Annotated in this window: 19 protein-coding genes; 7 read left to right on the top strand and 12 right to left on the bottom strand. The window is 67.0% G+C overall.

Going from position 1 to position 23900, the window contains the following annotated elements; all coding sequences use genetic code 11:
- Window positions 1–2: 2 nt before the first annotated feature.
- Together BLV15_RS09915 and BLV15_RS09910 are read left to right on the top strand one after the other, a co-directional pair.
- Entirely contained in the window at window positions 3–1259 is a 1257-nt protein-coding gene (locus BLV15_RS09915; protein ID WP_090227269.1) for an HlyC/CorC family transporter, read from the top strand.
- A 278-nt stretch (window positions 1260–1537) separates the two neighbouring features.
- Window positions 1538–2854, top strand: a complete 1317-nt coding sequence (locus tag BLV15_RS09910; protein ID WP_090227267.1) for an MFS transporter — start codon at window positions 1538–1540, stop codon at window positions 2852–2854.
- A 245-nt stretch (window positions 2855–3099) separates the two neighbouring features.
- Here the strand turns inward: BLV15_RS09910 and purT are convergent, their stop codons facing one another.
- Genes purT through BLV15_RS09890 form a run of 4 tightly spaced genes read right to left on the bottom strand, consistent with a single transcriptional unit; the run spans window position 3100 to window position 5669 of the window.
- Entirely contained in the window at window positions 3100–4281 is a 1182-nt protein-coding gene (gene purT, locus BLV15_RS09905; protein WP_090227264.1) for a formate-dependent phosphoribosylglycinamide formyltransferase, read from the bottom strand.
- A 57-nt stretch (window positions 4282–4338) separates the two neighbouring features.
- The gene (locus BLV15_RS09900; RefSeq protein ID WP_090227260.1) at window positions 4339–4527 is read right to left on the bottom strand and encodes a DUF1289 domain-containing protein; all 189 of its coding nucleotides are present in this window, start codon (window positions 4525–4527) and stop codon (window positions 4339–4341) included.
- Window positions 4527–5051 (bottom strand): gamma carbonic anhydrase family protein, encoded by a 525-nt coding sequence (locus BLV15_RS09895; RefSeq protein ID WP_090227258.1) that lies wholly within the window; start codon window positions 5049–5051, stop codon window positions 4527–4529. The genes BLV15_RS09900 and BLV15_RS09895 overlap by 1 nt, the downstream gene beginning before the upstream one ends.
- Before the next feature lie 15 nt (window positions 5052–5066).
- Window positions 5067–5669 (bottom strand): CoA pyrophosphatase, encoded by a 603-nt coding sequence (locus BLV15_RS09890; protein ID WP_090227255.1) that lies wholly within the window; start codon window positions 5667–5669, stop codon window positions 5067–5069.
- A 147-nt stretch (window positions 5670–5816) separates the two neighbouring features.
- On the opposite strand from BLV15_RS09890, the gene BLV15_RS09885 reads away from it, so the two are divergent.
- Together BLV15_RS09885 and BLV15_RS09880 are read left to right on the top strand one after the other, a co-directional pair.
- Complete coding sequence (locus BLV15_RS09885; RefSeq protein WP_090227252.1) at window positions 5817–6371, top strand: NUDIX hydrolase; 555 nt, start codon at window positions 5817–5819, stop codon at window positions 6369–6371.
- Between the two features lie 28 nt (window positions 6372–6399).
- On the top strand, window positions 6400–6903 hold the full coding sequence (locus BLV15_RS09880; RefSeq protein ID WP_090227250.1) for a L,D-transpeptidase family protein: 504 nt from the start codon (window positions 6400–6402) through the stop codon (window positions 6901–6903).
- A gap of 12 nt (window positions 6904–6915) precedes the next feature.
- Here the strand turns inward: BLV15_RS09880 and BLV15_RS09875 are convergent, their stop codons facing one another.
- Window positions 6916–7269 (bottom strand): helix-turn-helix domain-containing protein, encoded by a 354-nt coding sequence (locus BLV15_RS09875; RefSeq protein ID WP_090227247.1) that lies wholly within the window; start codon window positions 7267–7269, stop codon window positions 6916–6918.
- A 199-nt stretch (window positions 7270–7468) separates the two neighbouring features.
- Between BLV15_RS09875 and BLV15_RS09870 the strand changes: the two genes are divergently transcribed.
- Window positions 7469–9097, top strand: a complete 1629-nt coding sequence (locus BLV15_RS09870) for a methyl-accepting chemotaxis protein (RefSeq protein WP_090227244.1) — start codon at window positions 7469–7471, stop codon at window positions 9095–9097.
- Between the two features lie 109 nt (window positions 9098–9206).
- The gene (locus BLV15_RS09865) at window positions 9207–11705 is read left to right on the top strand and encodes an EAL domain-containing protein (protein WP_090227241.1); all 2499 of its coding nucleotides are present in this window, start codon (window positions 9207–9209) and stop codon (window positions 11703–11705) included.
- Here the strand turns inward: BLV15_RS09865 and BLV15_RS09860 are convergent.
- From BLV15_RS09860 to purL, 3 genes are all read right to left on the bottom strand, one after another.
- On the bottom strand, window positions 11702–13006 hold the full coding sequence (locus BLV15_RS09860) for a sensor domain-containing diguanylate cyclase (RefSeq protein ID WP_090227239.1): 1305 nt from the start codon (window positions 13004–13006) through the stop codon (window positions 11702–11704). The two genes, BLV15_RS09865 and BLV15_RS09860, sit on opposite strands and share 4 nt — an antisense overlap.
- 73 nt (window positions 13007–13079) lie before the next feature.
- Complete coding sequence (locus BLV15_RS09855) at window positions 13080–13394, bottom strand: YqfO family protein (RefSeq protein ID WP_090227236.1); 315 nt, start codon at window positions 13392–13394, stop codon at window positions 13080–13082.
- Window positions 13395–13451: 57 nt separating this feature from the next.
- Window positions 13452–17351: a phosphoribosylformylglycinamidine synthase gene (gene purL, locus BLV15_RS09850; protein ID WP_090227233.1), complete on the bottom strand. Its 3900-nt coding sequence runs from the start codon at window positions 17349–17351 to the stop codon at window positions 13452–13454.
- Between the two features lie 175 nt (window positions 17352–17526).
- Between purL and mltF the strand changes: the two genes are divergently transcribed.
- Window positions 17527–19008 (top strand): membrane-bound lytic murein transglycosylase MltF, encoded by a 1482-nt coding sequence (gene mltF / locus BLV15_RS09845; RefSeq protein ID WP_090227231.1) that lies wholly within the window; start codon window positions 17527–17529, stop codon window positions 19006–19008.
- A gap of 43 nt (window positions 19009–19051) precedes the next feature.
- Here mltF and tadA read toward each other — a convergent pair whose 3' ends face one another.
- The 4 genes from tadA to BLV15_RS09825 all read right to left on the bottom strand — a co-directional run bounded on the left by tadA (window position 19052) and on the right by BLV15_RS09825 (window position 23704).
- Complete coding sequence (gene tadA / locus BLV15_RS09840; RefSeq protein ID WP_090227228.1) at window positions 19052–19528, bottom strand: tRNA adenosine(34) deaminase TadA; 477 nt, start codon at window positions 19526–19528, stop codon at window positions 19052–19054.
- Window positions 19529–19535: 7 nt separating this feature from the next.
- The gene (locus BLV15_RS09835) at window positions 19536–20903 is read right to left on the bottom strand and encodes a multicopper oxidase family protein (protein ID WP_090227226.1); all 1368 of its coding nucleotides are present in this window, start codon (window positions 20901–20903) and stop codon (window positions 19536–19538) included.
- A 192-nt stretch (window positions 20904–21095) separates the two neighbouring features.
- Window positions 21096–22682, bottom strand: coding sequence for an ABC transporter permease (locus tag BLV15_RS09830; RefSeq protein ID WP_090227224.1), 1587 nt, complete (start codon window positions 22680–22682; stop codon window positions 21096–21098).
- Between the two features lie 2 nt (window positions 22683–22684).
- A complete protein-coding gene (locus BLV15_RS09825; protein ID WP_090227221.1) occupies window positions 22685–23704 on the bottom strand; it encodes an iron ABC transporter substrate-binding protein in 1020 nt (339 codons plus the stop codon).
- Window positions 23705–23900: the final 196 nt, after the last annotated feature.

Raw genomic sequence — 23900 nt, 5'->3', positions numbered from 1 at the left:
CCGTGGACACTCTCGATCAAGGCTCGCTGATTGGCCTGCTGGTTTTTCTCGCGCTGGCGTCGGCGTTCTTCTCGGCGAGCAAGAGCGCCGTTCTCGGGCTCGACCGGCAGCAACTGCGCGAGCTGGCCAGCCAGGGGTCGCTCGGCGCCAAGCGCATCAACGCCCTGCTCAAACGTCCGCAACGCCTGTTCGGCAGCCTGCTGCTCGGCAACAGCCTGGCGCTGATGTTCGGCGCGGCGGCGGCCGGGCTGCTCGGTCTGCGCCTGCGCGGCGAACCCGGCCTGTTCGGCGCCGTGGCCGCCCTGCTGATCGCCTGGCTGATCGTCGCCACGCTGCTTCCGCGCAGCATCGCCGCCCGCCACCCGCAGGCACTGGCATTCGCCTGCGCCGGGCCGCTGAAGATTGCCGTCAAGCTGCTCTACCCGCCTTTCTGGCTGCTCGACCGCATCGCCGGCGCGCTGCTGCGGCTGGCTGGCATCCGGCCACCGCCACAGGGCGAGAACCTGTCCGGCGAAGAAAGTCCGCCCGAGGAAATCGACGAGGTCCTGCCGGAGCAGCGCCAGCACCTGCTGCTTGGCATCCTCGACAAGATGACCGTCGACGACATCATGATTCCGCGCAACGAGGTCGAGGGGATCGACCTGAACGACGACATCGAACGGATTGTCGCCCAGCTACGCAGCACCTCGCACACCCGCCTGCCGGTATTCCGCGGCGACATCAACCAGATCGAAGGCATCTTGCACATGCGCCGGATCGCCCGCCTGCTGACGCGCGACCAGTTGACCAAGGACGCCCTGCGCGGCGTGTGCCACGAGCCGTACTTCGTGCCGGAGAACACCCCGCTGTCGGTGCAGCTGATGAACTTCCAGAAGCACAAGCGGCGCATCGGCATCGTCGTCGACGAATACGGCGAAGTGCTCGGCATCTGCGCACTGGAAGACCTGCTGGAAGAGATCGTCGGGCAGTTCCACAGCAGCGACGACAGCCAGGATGCCGACATCCAGACCCAGCCGGACGGCACCCAGGTGATCGACGGCGCGGCCCACGTCCGCGACATCAACCGCGCCCTTGGCTGGCAACTGCCGGTGGAAGGCCCGCGCACGCTGAACGGCCTGATCACCGAGGCGCTGGAAGGCATCCCCGACAGCGGCGTGTGCCTGAAGATCGGTCGCTATCGCCTGGAGATCCTGCAGGCCGCGGAGAACCGCGCGACCCGCGTGCGCGTCTGGCTCGCGCCGCGCCCGAACCAAGGCTGAGACGATCGGAGGGGTTGCCCGGCGCCCCTTCGCTCCCCGTATAATCGCCCTCAGCTTACCCAGCCCCTGCCTTCGTCCGCTTGCCATCCGCGATGCCGACGCAGGCCCGCCACTGCCGCTTCCCGCCCGGTCCGCCGGTGCACCGAAGTTCTCGCTGCCGCGCCAACCCCGCCGCGACAGCGCCCTCCTCGCCCGACCCGGGCGCCCGCTTCCCATGCGGCACGACGAAAGCCAACCGGCCACCGCCAAGGCCGGCCAGACAATAACGGGATCCGTGCATGAATACCGCCACCTATACCGCTGCGCGCGAGGCCGATGCCGATGCCCCCGTGCAGGCCAACTCGACCGCGCGCGTCGCCGTCGCCAGCCTCATCGGCACCGCCATCGAGTTCTACGATTTCTACATCTACGCCACCGCTGCCGCGTTGGTGATCGGCCCGGTGTTCTTCCCGCAGACCTCCGGCACCGCCCAGGCGCTCTCCGCCTTCATCACCTTCGGCATCGCCTTCCTCGCCCGACCGCTGGGTTCGGCGCTGTTCGGCCACTTCGGCGACCGCATCGGGCGCAAGTCGACGCTGGTCGCGTCGCTGCTGCTGATGGGCCTGTCCACCACGCTGATCGGCCTGCTGCCGGGCTACGACGCCATCGGTGCCTGGGCTCCGATCCTGCTCTGCGTGCTGCGTTTCGGCCAGGGCCTCGGCCTGGGCGGCGAATGGGGCGGCGCCGCGCTGCTGGCCACGGAGAATGCACCCAAGCACCGTCGTGCCTGGTTCGGCATGTTTCCGCAGATGGGCCCGTCGATCGGTTTTCTCGCCGCCAACGGGCTGTTCCTGACCCTGGCGATGACCCTCAGCGAAGAGCAGTTCCGCGCCTGGGGCTGGCGTATCCCGTTCCTCTTCAGCGCGCTGCTGGTGATCGTCGGTCTCTACGTGCGCCTCAAGCTTCACGAAACCCCGGTGTTTGCCAAGGCGCTGCAGCAGCATGACCGCGCACGCCTGCCGATTGCCGAAATGTTTTCCCGGCACTGGGGCAACGTGGTGCTCGGCTCGCTGGCGATGGTGGTGTGCTACGCGCTGTTCTACATCTCGGCGGTGTTCTCGCTGAGCTATGGCGTCAGCTCGCTGGGTTTCACCCGCGAGGAATTCCTCGGCCTGCTGTGCTTCGCCGTGCTCTTCATGGGCGCCGCCACGCCGGTATCGGCCCTCGCCTGCGACCGCTTCGGGCGCCGCCCGGTGCTGATCGTCGGCTGCCTGGCCGCGGTGGCGTCCGGCTTCACCATGCAACCCTTGCTGAGCAGCGGCTCGGTGGTGGACGTGGCGATCTTCCTGTCGCTGGAGCTGTTCCTGATGGGCGTCACCTTCGCCCCGATGGGCGCACTGCTGCCGGAACTCTTCCCGACCCGCGTGCGCTATACCGGTGCGTCCGCGGCGTACAACCTGGGCGGCATCCTCGGCGCCTCGCTGGCCCCCTACGTGGCGCAGAAACTGGTGGCCGCCGGCGGGCTGGGCTGGGTCGGCGGCTACGTTTCGGTGGCGGCCGGGCTGAGCCTGCTGGCGGTGCTGCTGATGCGCGAAACGCGCGAAACGGATCTGTAAGCGCTCGCACAGGGTGGGCTTCAGCCCACCGACACGGTGATCCAGTTCGTTGGAGGTGGTGGGCTGAAGCCCACCCTACGAGGCGTCGAGGGCTTTGGCCCGCAGTCGCCCCACTGACGAACATGAAAAGGCCGGCGCCAAAGGCGCCGGCTTTTTTGTGGCTTGCCCTCCATGGCAGCCACCCTCCGGACCGTCGCAAGGCGACGTCAAAAATGGCTCCAGGCCATTTTTTGTGGCGGGTCGCGTCAGAGGGTGACGTCGACCGCCTGCGCGACACGGGTCGCCTTGGCGCGAGCGGCCTCGATCGACTCGTCGCGCGCCAATGCCACGCCGAGGCGGCGCTGGCCGGAGACTTCCGGCTTGCCGAACAGCCGCAACGCCGTGTCCGGCTCGCTCAGCGCGGCGCCGAGGTTGCCGAAGCTCATCTCGCGCGACTCGCCGGCCACCAGGATCACCGCCGAGGCCGACGGACCGAACTGGCGGATCGCCGGGATCGGCAGGCCGAGGATCGCCCGCGCATGCAGGGCGAATTCGGAGAGATCCTGGGAGATCAGCGTGACCAGGCCGGTGTCGTGCGGGCGCGGGGAAATCTCGCAGAACCAGACCATGTCGCCTTTCACGAACAGCTCGACACCGAACAGCCCGCGGCCGCCCAGCGAGCCGGTCACCGCCAGGGCGATGCGCTCGGCTTCGGCGCGCGCGGTCTCGCTCATCGCCTGGGGCTGCCAGGATTCCTGATAGTCGCCCTTGGCCTGGCGATGGCCGACCGGATCGCAGAAGGTCACGCCGCTGGCGTGGCGCACGGTGAGCAGGGTGATCTCGTAGTCGAAGTCGATGAAGCCCTCGACGATCACCCGGCCCTTGCCGGCGCGGCCGCCGGCCTGGGCGTATTCCCAGGCGCTCTGCAGGTCGTCGGCGCTCTTCAGCACGCTCTGACCCTTGCCCGAGGAACTCATGATCGGCTTGATCAGGCACGGGAAGCCGAGCGCCACGGTGGCCTCGCGGAACTCCTCGAAGCTGTCGGCAAAACGGTACGGCGAGGTCGGCAGGCCAAGTTCCTCGGCGGCCAGGCGACGGATGCCTTCGCGGTTCATGGTCAGCTGCGCGGCGCGCGCGGTGGGGATCACGGTGAAGCCCTCGGCCTCCAGCTCGACCAGGGTCGCGGTGGCGATGGCTTCGATCTCGGGAACGATGTAGTGCGGCTTCTCCTGCTCGATCAGCGCGCGCAGGGCCGCGCCGTCGAGCATGTCGATGACGTGGCTGCGGTGCGCGACCTGCATCGCCGGGGCGTTGGCATAACGGTCGACGGCGATCACCTCGACGCCCAGACGCTGCAGTTCGATGGCGACTTCCTTGCCGAGCTCGCCGGAGCCACAGAGCAGGACGCGGGTGGCGCTCGGCGAGAGCGGGGTTCCGAGACGGGGCATGTCGATTTCCTTGCAGGCAGGCGCCAGCGGCGCGGGGAATGAAAAAGGAGGCGGATTTTACGAGATCAGCAGGCCTTTGGCTCGTGCGCGTTCGACGGTGCGGGCGAGCACCTGGCGGCGCTCGTCGTTGTCCATCCGCGACCAGCGGGTGATTTCCGCCGCCGAGCGCTGGCAGCCGGTGCAGAGGTCGTCTTCGTCGAGCGCGCAGATGTTCACGCAGGGCGATTTCAGCGGGCACTCCTGCATCAGTCGTCCTGCTCGGTCAAATCACGCGCGTAGCGCTGGGCGTTGTGCACGTAGTGTGCGGCGCTGGCCTCAAGCATCTTCATCTGCTGCTCGCTGAGTTCGCGCACCACCTTGCCGGGAGATCCCATGACCAGCGAACCGTCGGGGATTTCCTTGCCCTCGGGGATCAGCGTATTGGCGCCGATGATGCAGTGGCGGCCGATCCTGGCGCCGTTGAGCAGCACCGCGTTGATGCCGATCAGGCTGAAATCGCCGACCGTGCAGCCGTGCAGCATGGCGTTGTGGCCGATGGTGACGCCCTTGCCGATGTTCAGCGGCACGCCCGCATCGGTGTGCATCACGGTGCCGTCCTGCACATTGCTGTTCTCGCCGATATGGATCAGCTCGTTGTCGCCGCGCAGCACGGCGCCGAACCAGACGCTGGCCCCGGCATCCAGGCGGACCTTGCCGATCAGCGTGGCGTTCGGCGCGACCCAGCTTTGCGGGTGAGCGTCGACACGGGAATCTCCCAGGCGGTACTTCATTATTGTTCTCCAGGCTCAGCGCAGGGTGAGGAAGGTGTCCGGCGGCTCGTGCAGGTCGATGCCGGCGTCGTACAGAAGGTTCATCAGCTCGACGATCATGATCGCGGTGAGCCCCCAGATGCGGAACTCGCCGAAGCGATAACTGGGCACGTACCAGCTTTGCCCGAGGTAGTCGATGCGATGGGTGAACTCGCGCGGGTCTTCGCGGAAGAAGCTCAGCGGCACGCTGAACACCGCGGCGATCTCGCCGTCGTTGGCGACGTACTCGACGTAGTCCGGAACCACCGCGACGTACGGCGTGACCTTGATGCGATGGCGCGAGACCAGCGTGCTCAGCGGGCCGACGACCTCCACCAGGCCCGGCGGCAGGCCGATTTCCTCCTCGGCCTCGCGCAACGCGGTGGCGACCAGGTCCTGGTCCTCGGGGTCGCGACGACCGCCGGGAAAGGCGACTTCGCCGCCGTGGGTGGACAACCCACTGGCGCGCAGGGTGAGCACCAGTTCGGGCTCGTCGCTACGGGTGATCGGCAGCAATACCGCCGCTTCGGGGAAATTCTGCTCGGGGGGCAGAATAAGCGGGGTATAGCTCCTTACCTTCTGGAGCAGTTCGTCCTGCATGGGCACTCTCGGTTTTTTCGTTTGACGGCATCATGGCACGAACTGTCGCATCGGCCCAAGACCCGGGCCACGCCACGCCGGGCGGGCGTTGCTTTTTCCCTCCGGGCCTGATGCCATGCATCACCACAACAACACGCCGGAGACCGGATGAAATTCTGCAACCAGTGCGGCGGTACGGTCAGCGAGCGGATTCCCGCCGGCGACAACCGCCCACGTTTCGTCTGTGACCAATGCCAGCTCGTGCATTACCAGAACCCGCGAATAGTCGCCGGCTGCCTGCCGGTGTGGGGCGAACAGGTGCTCCTCTGCCGTCGCGCGATCGAGCCGCGCCGTGGCTTCTGGACATTGCCGGCAGGCTTCATGGAGAACGGCGAAACCACCGAACAGGCGGCCTCCCGGGAAACCCTGGAGGAAGCCTGCGCACGGGTCAGCGGCCTGCAGCTCTATACCGTGTTCGACCTGCCGCACATCAGCCAGGTGTACATGCTGTTCCGCGCGGAACTGGTCGATCTGGATTTTGCCGCCGGCGACGAAAGCCTCGAGGTCAAACTCTTCCACGAAGCGGAAATCCCCTGGTCGGAGCTGGCTTTTCCGACCATCGGGCGTACCTTAGAATGGTTCTTCGCGGACCGCCCGAACGCCCTGTTCCCGGTACGCAACGAGCCGCTGGAACCCTTGCTGGCGCGCTTCCGAAAAGCTTGAATACCCCTTTCTCTAGGTCTCGTCGTCGATGCGCTGGTTGCTCACCGTTGTCTGTCTGTCCTTCGCCACCCTCGCCCTGGGCAACGTCACCTCGACGCTGGACGGCAAGCAGGTGGACAAGGTGCTGGTGCTCAAGTCCGAACACCGGCTGCACCTGATCAGCAAGGGCGAGACCCTCAAGTCCTATCGCATCTCACTGGGCAAGAAACCCACCGGGCCGAAGATTCAGGAAGGCGACAAGCGCACCCCGGAAGGCTTCTACTGGATCGACTGGCGCAAGCCCAGCGACCGCTACAACCTGGCGATGCACATCTCCTACCCCAACGCCCGCGACAAGGACCGCGCCTCCGAGCTCAAGGTCAAACCCGGCGGCATGATCATGCTGCACGGAACGCCGATCGATGACGAATACCCCGAGTGGTACTTCAACAGCCTCGACTGGACCGAGGGCTGCATCGCCCTGACCAACGATGACATGCGCGAGATCTGGACGCTGGTCAAGGACGGCACGCTGATCGAAATCCGCCCCTGAGCCACGCGCCTCTCACGCCTCCTTGCACGGGCGCTGCCTGAGCGCCCCGGCCACCTCGCCGACCACCCTCACCACCATCGCCCGCTCGTTTTCGTTCAACCCCTGCAGCAGCTCGACGATCTTGTGCGCCTGATCCAGCGCATCCGGCGAGCCGGGGCGGAACAGGTCCGCCGGCGTACAGCCGAGCACGTCGGCAATTTGCCGAAGGCGCGCCAGGCTCGGGGAAATCACCCCGGTTTCGATGCGACTGACCGTCTCCTTCTCCACGTTGATCGACTCGGCGACCTGCGCCTGCGTCAAGCGCTGCTGCTTGCGTAGCGCCGCGATGGCCGCGCCCACTTCCGATGCGATTCCCTTGTCTTTCAAATTTGCTACCTCGACGCATCAGTCCCTATTAACCGGACATTTTCAAGGCGCCAAGGGTTCAAGCGAATGACGTGGAAGGCATTAAAAAATGACGTATAACGTCATAAAAGATTGACTTTTCTCGATGGCGATTTAAAGAATAGTCGTATGGCGGCAGAAATCGGATGCCAACTAAATGGCACATTCAGGGAGGAATCGCATGCTGAACAATCTGAAGGTCCGCACGGGCATGCTGCTGGTACTCGCGGCCCTGCTGACCGCACTGCTGGTTTCCACCGCCACCGCCTGGAACGATGCGCGCAACAGCAGCCGGCAGATCCAGGAGCTGGAAGACGTCGGCATCCGCCAGCTCGGCCTGATCGACGCGACCTACGTCGACTTCCTGCGCACCCGCCTGGCGATGGCGAGCGCCTTCCTGGAAATGCAGGCGGGCGAAACCGACAGGGCTAAGCAGAGCCTGGAGCTAACCAAAAGCCTGTCGGCCAAGGCGCGTGAAGCCTTCGGCCAGTTCATCGACATGGAAAAGAGCCCGAAAGGCGAGCAACTGGCCCGGGCCATCGAGCAGAGCTTCGGCACCTACAGCGCCGCCCTGGATGAACAGCTCGAGGCGCTCAACGGCGGCTCGGCGACGCGCTACGTCGAGGTCAACCTCAAGGCACGCGCGGCGAACGGCGCGTTCGACAAGGCGATCTCGACCTTCAGCGAACACGTCGGCACACGCACCGCGGACATCATGCAGACCGCCAGCGGGCGCTACGAAGTCGCGCGCATTCAGGCCGTCGTGCTGATCGGCCTGGGCCTGCTGCTCGCCATCGGCTGCTGGCTGTTCATCGCCCGGCAGATTCTCCAGCCGCTGCGCGAAGCCAGCCGGCATTTCGAGCACATCGCCGCCGGCGACCTGACCATCCACATCGCCACCGGCTCGAGCAACGAGATCGGCGTGCTGTTCCGCTCGCTGCAGCACATGCAGCACAGCCAGCGCGAAACCATCGTCCAGATCACTAGTTCGGCCAACCAGTTGGCCTCGGCGGCGGAAGAGCTCAGCGCGGTGACCGAGGAAAGCAATCGCGGCCTGCACCAGCAGCATCAGGAGCTGGAGCAGGCGGCCACCGCGGTCAACCAGATGACCACCGCCGTGGAGGAAGTCGCGCGCAACGCGGTCTCCACCTCGGAGGCGACCAACGCCTCGAACCAGTTGGCCCGGCACAGCCGCGATCAGGTGCAGTGCACCATCGACGAGATCAACGGCATGTCGCAGGACGTGCAGGCCACCTCGCGGCTGATCCGCGAGCTGTCCGAACAGACCCGGCACATCGGCAAGGTGCTCGAGGTGATCCGCGCGATTTCCGAGCAGACCAACCTGCTGGCGCTCAACGCCGCCATCGAGGCCGCCCGCGCCGGCGAGGCCGGGCGCGGTTTCGCGGTGGTCGCCGACGAGGTGCGCGGCCTCGCCCACCGCACCCAGCAGTCGACCCGCGAGATCGAGGAGATGATCGGCGGCATACAGGCGAACACCGATACCGCGGTGAATTCGATGGAGCAGAACAGCAAGCGCGCCCATTCGACCCTGCACAACACCCAGGCGACCAGCCGCACGCTGGAGGAGATCTTCGCCGCGGTGAACCAGATCACCGAGCGCAACCTGGTGATCGCCAGCGCCGCCGAGCAGCAGGCGCAGGTCGCCCGCGAAGTCGACCGCAATCTGGTGAACATCCGCGACCTCTCCACCCAGGCCTCGGCCGGCGCCAACCAGACCGCGGCGGCGAGCCACGAACTGTCGCGCCTGGCCGTGGAACTCAATGGGATGGTCCTGCACTTCAAAACCTGACCGGCAGGCCGTCGCCGTCTATCCTTGCTATTTCTGCGCGGAAGCCTGGAAGAACGCGCGCCTCAGGGGCACGCCATGACCGAGGTTCCGCCCGACGACGAGAGCCGCGATGACTGACCGGCACCTTGGGGAAGTTCGCACCCAGACCCTCGAACGCTGTCCCGACGCGGTGCTCACCGTCGACGCTGAAGGGTGCATCGTGATGTTCAACGCCGCCGCCGAGCAGCTCTGGGGCCGGCCGCGCGAGACGGTGCTCGGGCGGCCGGTAAGCGGCCTGCTGCCGCACCTGTTGCAACGCCGCGCGGAGGGTTCCGCGCCACTTACCCAGGACGTACTGATCGAACGCCACGACGGCAGCCGGCGCTGGGGATCGATGAACTGCGCCCACCTCGAGATCGCCGAGAACGTGTTCTACACCGCCTTCATCAGGGACATCACCGAACAGCGCCGCGAGGTCGAGCGTACCCACCTGCTGTCGCTCGCCGCCGACCGCACCGACAGCGCGGTGATAATCACCGACGGCCAGTGGCGCATCCTTTACGTGAACAACGGCTTCAGCGCCCTGTTCGGCTATTCGCAGGCGGAAAGCCTCGGCCGCACGCCGGCACCGCTGATCGCTACGCACCAGTTGCAGACGATGATCGAGGCACTGCGCGAGCGCCTTTCCAGCGGGCTGTCCTATCACGCCGAGGAATTGGTGCACGACCGCCACGGCCAGCGCATCTGGTGCAGCGTGACCAGCAACCCGGTGTTCGACGAGAACGGCAGGCTGATCAACAGCGTGAGCCTGCTGACCGACATCACCGACTCGAAGATCCACCAGGTGCTGCAGCATCAGGTGCTCGAGGCGATGGTCCGCGAGGTGCCGCTGGGCGAGCTGATGGCGCTGGTCTGCCGCGAGGTGGAGCACATCGCGCCGCAGGTGGTCGCCTCGATCCAGCAGGTCGACGAGCACGGCAAGCTGCACCCGCTGGCCGCGCCGAGCCTGCCCGCCGCCTACTCGCAGGCGCTGGAAGGCGCCGCCATAGGGCCGTTCGCCGGGTCCTGCGGCACCGCGGCGTTTCGCCGCCAGCCCGTGCTGGTGAGGGACATCGGCAGCGATCCATTGTGGGCCGACTACCGGCATATGGTGCCGGCGGGGCTGCGCGCCTGCTGGTCGACGCCGATCATGTCCAGCGACGACCGGGTGATCGGCACCTTCGCCTTCTACTACCGCGAATCCCGCGAGCCGAGCGCGCTGCACCGGCGCCTGGTGGAGGTCAGCACGCACCTCTGCGCGCTGGCCCTGGAGCGCGAGGAAACCCGCTCGCGAATCCGCCAGATCACCTCCTACGACAGCCTCACCGGCCTGCCCAATCGCAGCCTGCTGCAAGCCAAAGCCGAACACGCCATCGATAGCGTGGCGCAGGCACGCGGGTCGCTGGCGGTGCTGTTCATCGACCTGGATCGCTTCAAGCAGATCAACGACAGCCTCGGCCATCCCTGCGGCGACGAACTGCTGCGGATCATCGCCGAGCGCCTGAAGCAGGAACGCCGCAGCGGCGACATCGTCGGTCGCCTGTCCGGCGACGAATTCGTCCTGGTCTGCCCTTTCCACGACGGCGCGCAAGCCACCGACCTGGCCGAGGACCTGCAGCAACGCCTCGCCGAGCCCTGCCTGGTCGGCGGCGGCAGCCTGACACCCTCGGCGAGCATCGGCATCGCCCTGTATCCCGAGGACGGCCGCGACATGGAGCAGTTGCTGCAGCATGCCGACCTCGCCATGGGCCACGCGAAAGCGGCCGGGCGCGGCTGTTTCAGCTTCTTCAGCCACGAGATGAACCGCCTCGCCCAGGAACGCATGGCGCTGGAAGCGGCGCTGAAGGCCGCGCTGCTGGCCGGCGAGCTGCACCTGCACTATCAGCCGCAGGTGAACTTCGCCGATGGCAGCCTGCATGGCGTCGAAGCGCTGGCACGCTGGCGCCATCCGCAGCTCGGCGAGGTATCGCCGGCGCACTTCATTCCGCTGGCCGAAGAATGCGGGCTGATCGATGCGTTGGGCGACTGGGCGCTGAACGAGGCCTGCCGCCAACTGGCCGACTGGCGCGGCAAGGGGCTGTCGATTCCGTCGATCGCGGTGAATCTGTCGCCGACCAACTTCCACAACCTGACCCTGCCGCAGACCATCGCCGACGCCCTGCGCGTGCACGGGCTGGTGCCGCGCGACCTCACCGTGGAGATCACCGAGGGCGTGCTGGTGGACGTGAACCCGGGCATTCTGCAGACCCTCGACGACATCTACAGCCTCGGCGTGCGCCTGGCGATGGACGACTTCGGCACCGGCTATTCCAGCCTGAGCTACCTGCGCCGGCTGCCGATCAGCGAATTGAAGCTGGACAAGAGCTTCGTCGACGACCTCGACAACGACGCGTCCAGCCGCGCCCTCAGTGACGCGGTGATCAACATCGGCCAGAGCCTGGAGCTGACGGTGGTCGCCGAGGGCATCGAGAGCGTCAGCCAGTACGAGATTCTCCGGCAGCAGGGCTACCACGTCGCCCAGGGCTATCTGTTCTCCTGCCCGCTGCCCGCCGCGCAGCTGGAGGACTGGCTGGCCGAACGCCGGACCTAGTCGTCGCCCGTGCAGGCGGCGATGCACACACGGTTGCGTCCGCCCTTCTTCGCCGCGTAGAGCGCGCGGTCGGCGGTATCGGTGAGCACCGCCGCGGGCCACTCCCCACCGGCCGGCAGGCAGGCGCCGCCGAGGCTCACGGTGACCCGGCCAAGCGGTGCGTAGGCGTGCTCCAGCTCGGCCTGCTCGACCCGCTCGCGCAAACGCTCGGCGACCCGCCGCGCCTCCTCGGCCGACGTGCCCGGCAGGATCACGCTGAACTCCTCGCCACCGTAACGGCAGACCAGATCGCCCGGACGCACCACCTGGCGAAACAGCTCGGCCAGCCGGCGCAGGCATTCGTCCCCGGCCGGATGGCCGTAGTGGTCGTTGAACGGCTTGAACAGGTCGACATCGAGCATCAGCAGCGACAACGGCAGGCCGGCGCGGCGCGCGCGGGCGATCTCCTGCGTCAGCGCCTCGTCGAAGCGACGGCGATTGGGCAGGCCGGTGAGATAGTCCTTCTCGGCGACCTCGCTCAACCGCGCGTTGGCCGCCGCCAGTTGCTCGCGCATCCGGTACTGCTCGGTGACGTCGGTGAGCGCCAGGGTCAGGCCGATCACCTGCCCTGCCGGGTCGCGCACGCCCTGCAGGCCGACCTGATGATGACGCCCGCGCCAGTCCAGCTCGAGGTCCGCCAGCGTCTCGCCGGCATCCAGGCGAACGAAGCAGCGCGCGACATCCAGCTGATCCTCCGGGAGGAAATCGGCGATCGGCCGGCCCACCAGCCGATTCAGCGAATCGCCCAGCAGCGCGGCCAGCGCACGGTTGGCGATCACCACATGGGCTTGCCGGTCGATCAGGCCGAGCGCGACCGGCGCCGCGGCATACAGCGCCTCCAGCTGCACGCTGCGCTGGCCGAGCAGGCCTATGCCCTGGGTGATGTCGCGGTCGATGCCACGGTAGCCACGGAACTCGCCGTGCTCGTCGAACAGCGGAATGCCGCTGGTTTCCAGCACCACCAGACTGCCATCGGCGCACAGGTTGCGGTTCACCAGGCCGGAGAACGGCCGCCGCTCGGCAACGATTTCGAGGAACACCTGGCCGACCCGCGCCGCTTCGTCGGGCGGCATGAAATCGAAGGGCGTGCGCCCGAGCATCTGCTCCGGCGTGTAGCCGAGCAGCGTGCGGCAATGTTCGGAGCTGAACGTGTAGCGACCCTGGGCGTCGACTTCCCAGAGCCAGTCCGTGTTGTGGGCGATCATCTCGCGCAGACGGCGGATCTCGGCGCGAGCTTCGCTGGGGCTGAGCAGTTGGGGCATCGTAACTACCGACACGCGAATGCTGAGGTGGCCATTATGCCACCACGGCATGCAGGTCCGACGTCAGAGGGGTCTAATCCAGGGTTTCCAGGCGCCAGACATCGAACGCCGGCGTTTCGTAGGGATGCGCCCTTTTCAGCGCGTCGACCACGGCGCGGATCGAGGCATCGGCCACCACCAGTTCGACCTTCCATTCGGGGAGCCGCTGGAGCCGGTCGACCTCGCCGATGAACGGCGCGCTGCCCGGCAAGGCACGGAACTGCCCCTCGCCAAGCACCTGCCAGCAGCACTGGTCGTAATCGCCGATGCGTCCACCGCCGGCCTGGAAAACCGCCTGCTTGACGCTCTCCAGGTGAGTGTCTGGAACGTAAAAGCACAGCTTGTACATGCCGGATACCGTCGTCGCCGTGGTGGAACGGAGGGAGTACGCGGTACTCCCCCGGTTTCAGTCGACCCAGACCCGCGCGTTGCGGAACAGGCGCAGCCAGCCGCCGTCTTCCTGCCAGTCGTCCGGGCGCCAGGAGTTCTGCACGGCACGGAAGACCCGCTCCGGGTGCGGCATGAGGATGGTGACGCGGCCGTCGCGGCTGGTCAGGCCGGTGATGCCGCGCGGTGAGCCGTTCGGGTTGGCCGGATAGCGCTCGGTGACCTTGCCGTGATTGTCGACGAAACGCATCGACACGCAGCCGGACAGGTCGGCCTCGAGCAGCGCCTCCTCGCTCTCGAACTCCGCATGACCTTCGCCGTGGGCGATGGCGATGGGCATCCGCGAACCGGCCATGCCGCGCAGCAGGATCGACGCCGACTCCTGGATCTGCACCATTGCCACACGCGCCTCGAACTGCTCCGAGCGGTTGCGCACGAAGTGCGGCCAGAACTCGGTGCCGGGGATCAGCTCATGCAGGTTCGACATCATCTGGCAACCGTTGCAGACGCCCAGGGCGAAGCTGTCCTTGCGCTCGAAGAAGCCCTGGAAGGCGTCGCGCGCGCGGTTGTTGAACAGCACTGACTTGGCCCAGCCCTCGCCGGCGCCGAGGACGTCGCCGTAGGAGAAGCCGCCGCAGGCCACCAGACCTTTGAATTCCTCGAGGTCGACGCGACCGGCGAGGATGTCGCTCATGTGCACGTCGAGGGCGGCGAAGCCGGCACGGTCGAACGCCGCGGCCATTTCCACCTGGCCGTTGACCCCCTGCTCGCGCAGCACCGCCACTTTCGGCCGCACGCCCTTCTTGATGTAAGGCGCGGCGATGTCGTCGTTGACGTCGAAGGCGAGCTTCACCGAGAGGCCGGGGTTCTCCTCCTCGAGCAGGCTGTCGAACTCCTGCTCGGCGCAATCGGCGTTGTCGCGCAGGCGCTGGATGCGGTAGCTGGTCTCGCTCCACGCGCGCTGCAGCAGGCGACGGTCGCCGCTGTAGATCGACTCGCCGTCGTAGGTGAAGGTCACCTCGCTGCTGCCGTTGACCGGCTGGCCGATCACCGCCACGCAGTCGCCCAGGCCAGCCGCGCTGAACTGCGCCAGCACGTCCGGAGTAGCGTCCTGGCGAACCTGGATCAGCGCACCGAGTTCCTCGTTGAAGAGCACGGCGGCGAGACCATCGGCGCTGTCGGCGAGGGCATCGAGGGTGAGTTGCAGGCCGCAGTGGCCGGCGAAGGCCATTTCCAGCGCGGTGGCCAGCAGGCCGCCGTCGGAACGGTCGTGGTAGGCCAGCAGGTGACCATCGGCGTTGAGGCCCTGGATCACCGCGAAGAACGCCTTGAGGTCCTCGGCGTCGTCGACGTCGGGCGCCTGGCGGCCGATCTTGCCGTAGACCTGGGCGAGGATCGAGGCGCCCATGCGGTTCTGCCCGCGACCGAGGTCGATCAGGATCAGGTCGGTCTCGCCCTTGTCCAGGCGCAGTTGCGGGGTCAGGGTCTGGCGAATGTCGGTGACCGGGGCGAAGCCGGTGACGATCAGCGACAGCGGCGAGGTCACGCTCTTCTCGGCGCCCTCATCCTGCCACCTGGTCTTCATCGACATGGAGTCCTTGCCCACCGGAATGGTGATGCCGAGCGCCGGGCACAGCTCCATGCCGACCGCTTTCACGGTGTCGTACAGGCGCGCGTCTTCACCCGGATGGCCAGCGGCGGCCATCCAGTTGGCGGACAGCTTGATGTCGGAAATCTTCTCGATGCGCGAGGCGGCGATGTTGGTCAGCGTCTCGCCGATCGCCATGCGCCCGGAGGCGGCGGCGTCGAGCAGCGCCAGCGGGGTGCGCTCGCCCATCGCCATGGCTTCGCCGGTATAGACGTCGAAACTGGTGGCGGTCACGGCCACATCGGCCACCGGCACCTGCCACGGGCCGACCATCTGGTCGCGGGCGACGAGGCCGGTGATGCTGCGGTCGCCGATGGTGATCAGGAAGCTCTTGCTGGCCACCGCCGGGTGGTGCAGCACCCGGCTGACGGCGTCCTCGAGGGCGACGCTGGCGGCGGAGAAGTCATCGCCCAGCTCGGCTTCACGGGTGACCGAACGGTGCATGCGCGGCGGCTTGCCGAGCAGCACTTCCAGCGGCATGTCCACCGGGGTGTTGCCGAAATGGCGGTCGGTGACGGTCAGGTGCGGCGCTTCGGTGGCCTCGCCGACCACCGCGAACGGGCAGCGCTCGCGCTCGCAGATGGCCTGGAAGCGCTCGAAGTCCTTGGCGCTGACGGCCAGCACGTAACGCTCCTGGGACTCGTTGCTCCAGATCTCGTGCGGGGCCATGCCCGGCTCGTCGTTGGGCACGTTGCGCAGTTCGAAGCGGCCACCGCGGCCGCCGTCGTTGACCAACTCCGGGAAGGCGTTGGAAATACCACCGGCGCCGACGTCATGGATGAAGGCGATGGGGTTGGCGTCGCCCAGTTGCCAGCAGCGGTCGATGACCTCCTGGCAGCGGCGTTCCATCTCCGGGTTCTCGCGCTGCACCGAGGCGAAATCCAGGTCCGCCGAGCTGGCGCCGGTGGCGACCGAGGAAGCGGCGCCGCCGCCCAGGCCGATCAGCATGGCCGGGCCGCCGAGCACGATCAGCTTAGCGCCGACGGTGATCTCGCCCTTCTGCACGTGGTCTTCGCGGATGTTGCCCATGCCGCCTGCGAGCATGATCGGCTTGTGGTAGCCGCGCACTTCGTCGCCGTGCGGCGTGGCGATCGATTGCTCGAAGGTACGGAAGTAGCCGGTCAGCGCCGGACGGCCGAATTCGTTGTTGAACGCGGCGCCGCCCAGCGGGCCTTCGATCATGATGTCCAGCGGCGTGACGATGCGCTCGGGCTTGCCGTAGGGCACCTCCCAGGGCTGTTCGAAACCGGGGATGTTCAGGTTGGAAACGGTGAAGCCGGTCAGGCCGGCCTTCGGCTTGGCGCCGCGACCGGTGGCGCCCTCGTCGCGAATCTCGCCGCCGGAGCCGGTGGACGCACCGGAGAACGGCGAGATGGCGGTCGGGTGGTTGTGGGTTTCCACCTTCATCAGGATGTGCACCGGCTCCTGCACCGCGCCGTACTGGCGGGTTTCGGGATTGGGGAAGAAGCGCCCGGCGGTGTGTCCGACGATCACCGAGGCGTTGTCCTTATAAGCGGACAGCACGTTCTCGCTGTGCATCTGGTAGGTGTTCTTGATCATGCCGAACAGCGACTTTTCCTGGCTCTCGCCATCGATGTCCCAGCTGGCATTGAAGATCTTGTGGCGGCAATGCTCGGAGTTGGCCTGGGCGAACATCATCAGTTCGATGTCGTGCGGGTTGCGCGCAAGGCCCTGGAACGCATTGACCAGGTAATCGATCTCGTCCTCGGCCAGGGCCAGGCCCAGTTCGACGTTGGCCTTCTCCAGCGCCGCGCGGCCGCCGCCGAGGATGTCCACGGCGGTCAGCGGCTTGGGTTCGGCGTGGCTGAACAGGTTGCTGGCGTCCTCCATGCGGCCCAGCACCAACTGGGTCATGCGGTCGTGCAGCAGCGCGGCGACCTGCTCGATCTCGGCCTCGCCAAGCTCGCCGGCGACGTAGTAGGCGATGCCGCGCTCCAGGCGCTCGATCTTCGCCAGGCCGCAATTGCGGGCGATGTCGCTGGCCTTGCTCGACCAGGGCGAGATGGTGCCGAAGCGCGGTACGCAGAGGAACAGCCGCCCGCTGGGCTCCTGCACCGGCACGCTCGGCCCGTACTTGAGCAGGCGCGCCAGGACCTGCTCCTCGTCCGCGGTCAGTGCGCCGGCAACGTCGGCGAAATGCGCGAATTCGGCATACAGCCCGGTCACGGCGGGGACCCTGGAGGTCAGTTGCTCGAGCAATTTGCCGTGGCGAAAGGCAGAAAGGGCGGGAGCGCCGCGCAGAATCAACATCGTCGGGACAGCCTCGGAAGGGGGAGCGTTGGGAGGCGCGCATTCTACCCTATACCGGCCGCATGAGGCCAAAGCCGGTGCTCGCAAAGCCGCCGGCGACCGGCACTTGCGCCTAGCAGAGCGCCTGCTGCCTGTCCAGATATGGCGGCGCTACGCCATTGCGTATACTGCGCCGATGTTTTCATTCATGGCGTTGCGCACACGCTGTCTCATCGGCCTCCTGGCGGCGGGTATCGTCCTGTCGCTGACGGGCTGCAGCGACGACGACGCGCCGGCTCCCAGGCCGTCGGCACTCGAGCGTATAAAGGATGAAGGCGTGCTGCGGGTGGTCACCCGCAACAGCCCGGCCACCTACTTCGAAGACCGCAACGGCGAGACCGGCTTCGAGTACGAGCTGGTCAAGCGCTTCGCCGAGGACCTCGGCGTCAAGCTGCAGATCGAAACCGCCGACAACCTCGACGACCTGTTCATCCGCCTGAACAACCCCGCCGGCCCCGAGCTGGCCGCCGCCGGTCTGGTCGCCACCGAGGGCCGCCAGGGCCAGGCCAGCTTTTCCGTGCCCTACCTCGCCGTTACCCCGCAGGTCATCTACCGCAACGGCCAGCAACGCCCTACCCGCCCCGAAGACCTGATCGGCAAGCGGATTCTGGTGCTCAAGGGCAGCAGCCATGCCGAGCAGCTCGGCGAGCTGAAGCTGCAGTACCCGGAGCTCAACTACGAGGTATCCGACGCGGTGGAGGTGGTCGACCTGCTGCGGATGGTCGACGAGGGGCAGATCGACCTGACCCTGGTCGACTCCAACGAGCTGGCGATGAACCAGGTGTATTTCTCCAACGTACGCGTGGCCTTCGACCTCGGCGATGCGCGCAGCCTGGCGTGGGCGGTGGCTGGCGGCGGCGACCGCAGCCTGCTCGACGAGGTGGACCAGTTCATCGGCAGGGTCGAGAAGAACGGCACCCTGCAACGCCTGAAGGAGCGCTACTACGGCCACGTCGACGTGCTCGGCTACGTCGGCGCCTACACCTTCGCCACCCACCTGCAGCAGCGCCTGCCGCGCTACGAGCAGCATTTCCGCAAGGCGGCGCAGACGGAGAAGGTCGACTGGCGGCTGCTGGCGGCGATCGGTTACCAGGAGTCGCTGTGGCAACCCGATGCCACCTCCAAGACCGGCGTGCGCGGGATGATGATGCTGACGCTCGGCACCGCCCAGGCGATGGGCGTGGCCAACCGCCTCGACCCACGGCAGAGCATCATCGGCGGCAGCAAGTACTTCGCGCAGATCCACGAAGGCCTCGCCGACGACCTTACCGAACCCGACCGCACCTGGTTCGCGCTCGCCGCGTACAACGTCGGCATCGCCCACCTGTCCGACGCGCGCAAGCTCGCCGAGGCCGAGGGGCTGGACCCGAACAAGTGGCTGGACGTGAAGAAGATGCTGCCGCGCCTGGCGCAGAAGCAGTGGTACAGCAAGACCCGCTACGGCTACGCCCGCGGCGGCGAGGCGGTGCAGTTCGTCGCCAACATCCGCCGCTACTACGACATCCTCACCTGGGTGACGCAGCCGCAGATGGAATCCAACCAGATCGTCGAGAGCGGCCTGCACGTACCCGGCGTCGCCAAGGACGAGGTCCTCGACCGGCAGACGCCGCCGCTGTAGGTCCGGCGCCGCGCGAGCTTCCATCCGCCGAAGCGCACCAAACTCAGTCCCGGCGCGCCTTGAAGAAGGCCTTGAGCACGGCGCCGCATTCCTCCGCCAGCACGCCACCCTCCACCATCACGCGGTGGTTGAGGAAGTCCTGGGCGAAGAACTGGCCACGGCTCAGCGCGACGCCGGCGCGCGGCTCGGCGGCGCCGAACACCACGCGCTGGATGCGGGCGTGCACGATCAACCCGGCGCACATGCTGCACGGCTCCAGCGTCACGTACAGCGTGCTGCCCGGCAGCCGGTAGTTCTGCACGGCCTCGGCGGCGGCGCGGATGGCCACCATCTCGGCGTGGGCGCTGGGGTCGTGACGGGAGATCGGGCAGTTGAAACCGCTGCCGATCACCTCGCCGTCCCGCACCAGCAGCGCGCCCACCGGCACCTCGCCGAGGGCCGCGCCCTGTGCGGCGAGCGCCAGGGCCTCGCCCATGAAGCGCTGGTCCTGGCTGCGGTCGACGATGATCGGGTTCTTCATAGGCGGCTCACACCACGGCGATGGCGGCCATCAGGCCGGTTTCCATGTGATCGATGACATGGCAGTGGAACATCCAGGTCCCCGGATTATCGGCCACCAGCGCCACGCGCGCCGTCTCGTTCTTGCCCAGCAGGAAGGTGTCGGTGAAGTACGGGATGATCTTGCGCCGGTTCGACGAGATCACCTTGAAGGCCATGCCGTGCAAATGGATCGGGTGCTGGTACTGGGCCATGTTGCGCAGCTCGAAGATGTAGTGCCCGTCCTTTTTCAGCGTGGCGATCGGCCGGTCGGTACAGGTCTTGTCGCTGATGTCCCAGGCCTGGCCGTTGATCTGCCAGTACTTAGCCGGGCCCTTGTCGTTGGGTTTGGCCAGCGTCGCCGACCATTCGAAGTTGAAGCCGATGGTCTCGGCCTTTTCCAGGTCCGGCTCCGGAACCGGGTTGGCCGGCAGCGCGGCGGGCCATTCGCCGGCCGGCTGCTCGCTGGCCAGTCCCTTGAAGGTAGCCAGGCGCAGCGGGCCGTTGCGCAGCGGCAGCTCGACGCCGGCCTCCGGCACCTTCAGCGCCAAATCGATACGCATGCCAGGCCCGAGCCAGTATTCCTCGCCCAGCGGGCGCGGCTCGACCGGGTGGCCGTCCAGCGCATAGATGCGCACGTCGGCCTCCGGCATGTTCAGCCGGTAGGTAACGGTATTGTCGAGGTTCAGCAGGCGCAGGCGCACCACCTGGCCGGACGGCAGCTCGAGGGTCGGCGTCGGCTTGCCGTTGATCGTCGTCAGACGCCCGCGGGTGCCCTCACGGGCCGCCTCCCGCGGCACGCTGAAGGCGGTGAACGCGCCCTCCTCGTCGATGTGCCAGGTTTTCAGCACCAGCGTGTGATCGTGCTGGAAGCCGCTCGGCTCGCGCTCCTCGACGATCAGCGGGCCGACCAAACCGCGGCCGAGCTGCTCGCTGCTGCTGGTGTGCGGGTGATACCAGTAGCTGCCGGCGTCCTTGACCAGGAAGCGGTAGTCGAAATACTCGCCCTTCTTCACCGGCAGCTGAGACAGGTAGGGCACGCCGTCCATTTCCAGCGGCAGGCGGATGCCGTGCCAGTGGACGGTGGTGTCCTGCTCCAACTGGTTGACGAAACGCACCCGCAGCCAGTCGCCCTGGCGCACGCGCAGCTCCATGCCCGGTGCCTGGCCGTTGTAGCCCCAGGCAGGCGTGCTGTGCCCGGCGACCAGCTCCAGGTCGACCGGCGCGGCGATCAGCTCGTAATCGTGGGTGTCGGCGAACATCGGCTTGCCCAGCCAGTAGCGCACGCCACCGGCGCCGAGACCGACCACACCAAGGCCGACGAGGCCGCCAAGAATCTGTCTACGGGTGAAGGACATGTTCGAAACTCCAGTCAGAAGGACTTCGCTGACACACCGGGCATGCAGCAGTCGCAGGAGCGACTGCCGTGGCCGCCACTCTGACGGAGGCGTGGATGCAGGCGACCTGCCGCGGTGTCCGGGCAGGCTTCGCAGGCCGGCGCCACGACGGGGCGACCGGCGGAAAAACGAGTATCGACAGCGGACGCCGACTCAGCGCGCATCGCCGCTCCGCCCGCGATAGGCGCGGGTGGTCATCAGGTAGACCGGCAGGCCCGAGCAGAGCACGATCAGCGCCGCGTAAGGCGCCGCCGCCGCGTACTCGAGGTTGCCGGTGTGCGACCAGACGGCCGTCGCCAGCGTGTCCAGCCCGGTGGGGCCGAGCACCAGCGTGGCGGTCAGCTCCTTCATGGTATCGAGGAAGACCAGCACGAAGCCGGCGGCGATGGCCGGGAAGATGATCGGCAGGGTCACCTTGAGAAAAGCCAGCAACTGCGTGTAGCCGAGCGTACGGGCGGCCTCCTCCAGCTGCGGCGAGGCTTTTTCCAGCGCCACCCGGATCGGCGACTGCGCCATCGGCATGAACAACAGCGCGTAGGCGATCAGCAGCAGGCTGGTGGTCTGGTACAACGCCGGCAGGTAGCGCAGCGAGAAGAACACCAGCGACAGCGCGATCACCAGGCCGGGCAGCGCGTGCAGCAGCACCGGCAAGCGCTCGCCAAGCGTCGCCAGGCGGCCACGGTAACGCACCACCAGCAGGCCGATCGGCACCGCCAGCAGCACGCTGATCAGCGCGCCGCCGAAGGCCAGCGACAGCGACGAGCCGAGCGTTTCGAGAATCTTCATCAGCGGGAAACTGGCCGAGCTGCCCTCGACTATCCAGAAGCCCAGCATCACCAGCGGCGTGCCGCAACCGATCGCCACCAGCCCCAGCATCATCGCCTGCACCGGCAGGCCCCAACGCCCCAGGCGCACCGGCGCCGAACGCCGCGCCACGCCCTGCCCGGTCCGCGCATAGCCGCGACCGCGCAGGCGGAACTCCAGCCACAGCAGGACCATGCACAACGCCAGCAGCAGCGCCGACAGCATCGCCGCGTTGGTGTTGCTGAACTCCAGCTCGAACTGCTGATAGATCGCCGTGGTGAAGGTCTGGTAGCGCATGATCGACGGCGCGCCGAACTCCACCAGCATGTGCAGCGCCACCAGCAGGCTGGTGCCGAACAGGGTCGGCCGCAGCAGCGGCAGGGTCACCCGCCAGAACACCTGGGCGCGGCTGTAGCCGAGCATCCGCGCCGATTCTTCCAGCGCCGGATCGAGACTGCGCAAGGTGGCGGCCACCGGCAGGTAGATCAGCGGGTATTTCGACAGGATCATCACCAGGACGGTGCCGCCCAGGCCCTCGAACACCGGGCTGATGGAAATCCAGGTGAAGCCGCTGACGAAGGCGGGGATGGCGAACGGCAGGCACAGCAGCACGTTCCACTGGCGGCTGCCGCGCAGGTCGCTGCGCTCGATGCACCAGGCCAGCAGCAGGCCGAGCAGCGCGCAGCCGACGGTCACCAGCACCATCAGTTTCAGGGTGTTGGCCAGCAGGCCGAAGACGAAGGGTCGCCAGAGCAGTTGCCAGGCGGCGTGCCAGCCGGACTCCCAGCTCTTCACCGCGACATAGAACAGCGGCAGTGCCGCGACCAGCACCAGCAACAGCACCGGAACCTGCAGCCAGAATGGCGGCGCCCGATGACGCGACACCGCGCGGACACTCACGGGAGTCACCAGGCCATCTGCCGCTTCGACCTGCATGTTCAGTTCAGCCCGACTTCGCGTTCGAGTTCGAGGGCGTCCTCGGCCAGGCCGATGTCAGACGCGGTCAGTTTCGGCGGGCGCAGTTCGCTATACGGCTTGAGCAGCGGATCGGCCGGCACGTTGCTGTTCATCGGGTACTCGGCCGACTTGCTGAGGATGGCCTTCTGGCCTTCCTCGCTGACCATGAATTCGAGGAACTGCTGGGCCTCCTTCGGATGCTTGCTGGCTTTCACCACGGCCGCGCCGGACACGCTGACCAGCCCGCCCGCATCGCCATTGTCGAAGTAGTAGAGCTTGGTGTTGAGCTCGCCCTTTTCCTTCTTCAGCGCCGCCCAGTAATAACTGTTGATCAGCGCCGCGGAGATTTCGCCGTTCTCCACCGCCTTCATCGCCACCACGTTGTTGGTGTAGGTGGCACCGAACGCCTTGAGGCCGGTCAACCAGTCCTCGGCGGCTTCGCGGCCGTTGAGCTTGATGATCGCCGCGACCTGGCCGAGAAACTCGCCGCTGCTCGGCACGAAGCCGATCTTGCCGCTCCACTCCGGGCCGGCGACGTCCAGCACGCTGGCGGGCAGGTCCTGCTCGCTGATTTCCTTGGGGTTGTAAGCCATGACGCGGACGCGGGCGGTGATGCCCAGCCAGTTGCCATTCTTGTCGGAGAATTGCGGGTCGATCTGCGCCAGGGTGGCGTCGTCGACCTTCGCCAGCAGCCCCTGATTGGCCAGCTTGATCAGCGGCGGCGCTTCCTCGGTGTAGATGAGGTCGGCGGGCGAGCGGGAACCCTCCTCCGCGATCTGGTTGGCCAACTGGCCACCGCCACCCTTGCGAATCTGAACCTTGATTCCGGTCTTCTTCTCGAAGGCCTCGGCAACGGCGACGCCGGTCGCTTCATGCTGGCCGTTATAGAGCGTCAGCGTGACCGGATCGTCGGCCCAGGCGCCCGTCGCGGCCGACAGGCCGATGCTCAGGACGCTTGCGCTGCAAAGCCGTGTCAGTGCCGTGGAAAACCGTACCGTCATCTAGCCGTTCCTCTCGTCGTCGAAGATTCGCGGCAGAATTATACGGGCATGCCACTGGCAACTGCACTTGATTCGCAACAAGAGTTACGGTTTTTTCTCCACGGCAGGCGACCGCCGGCAGGGCTTCCCCTGGGCCAAACGCAGGCCCGGCGGCGATCGGCGCGGCGTCTGGCACAGCCTCGCGCCGACAGCCAGA

The sequence above is a fragment of the Pseudomonas kuykendallii genome (assembly GCF_900106975.1).
In the GTDB taxonomy this organism is placed as follows: Bacteria; Pseudomonadota; Gammaproteobacteria; order Pseudomonadales; family Pseudomonadaceae; genus Pseudomonas_O; species Pseudomonas_O kuykendallii.
The sequence above is the reverse complement of the archived record's forward strand: the minus strand, read 5'-3'. Positions and strand labels throughout refer to the sequence as shown.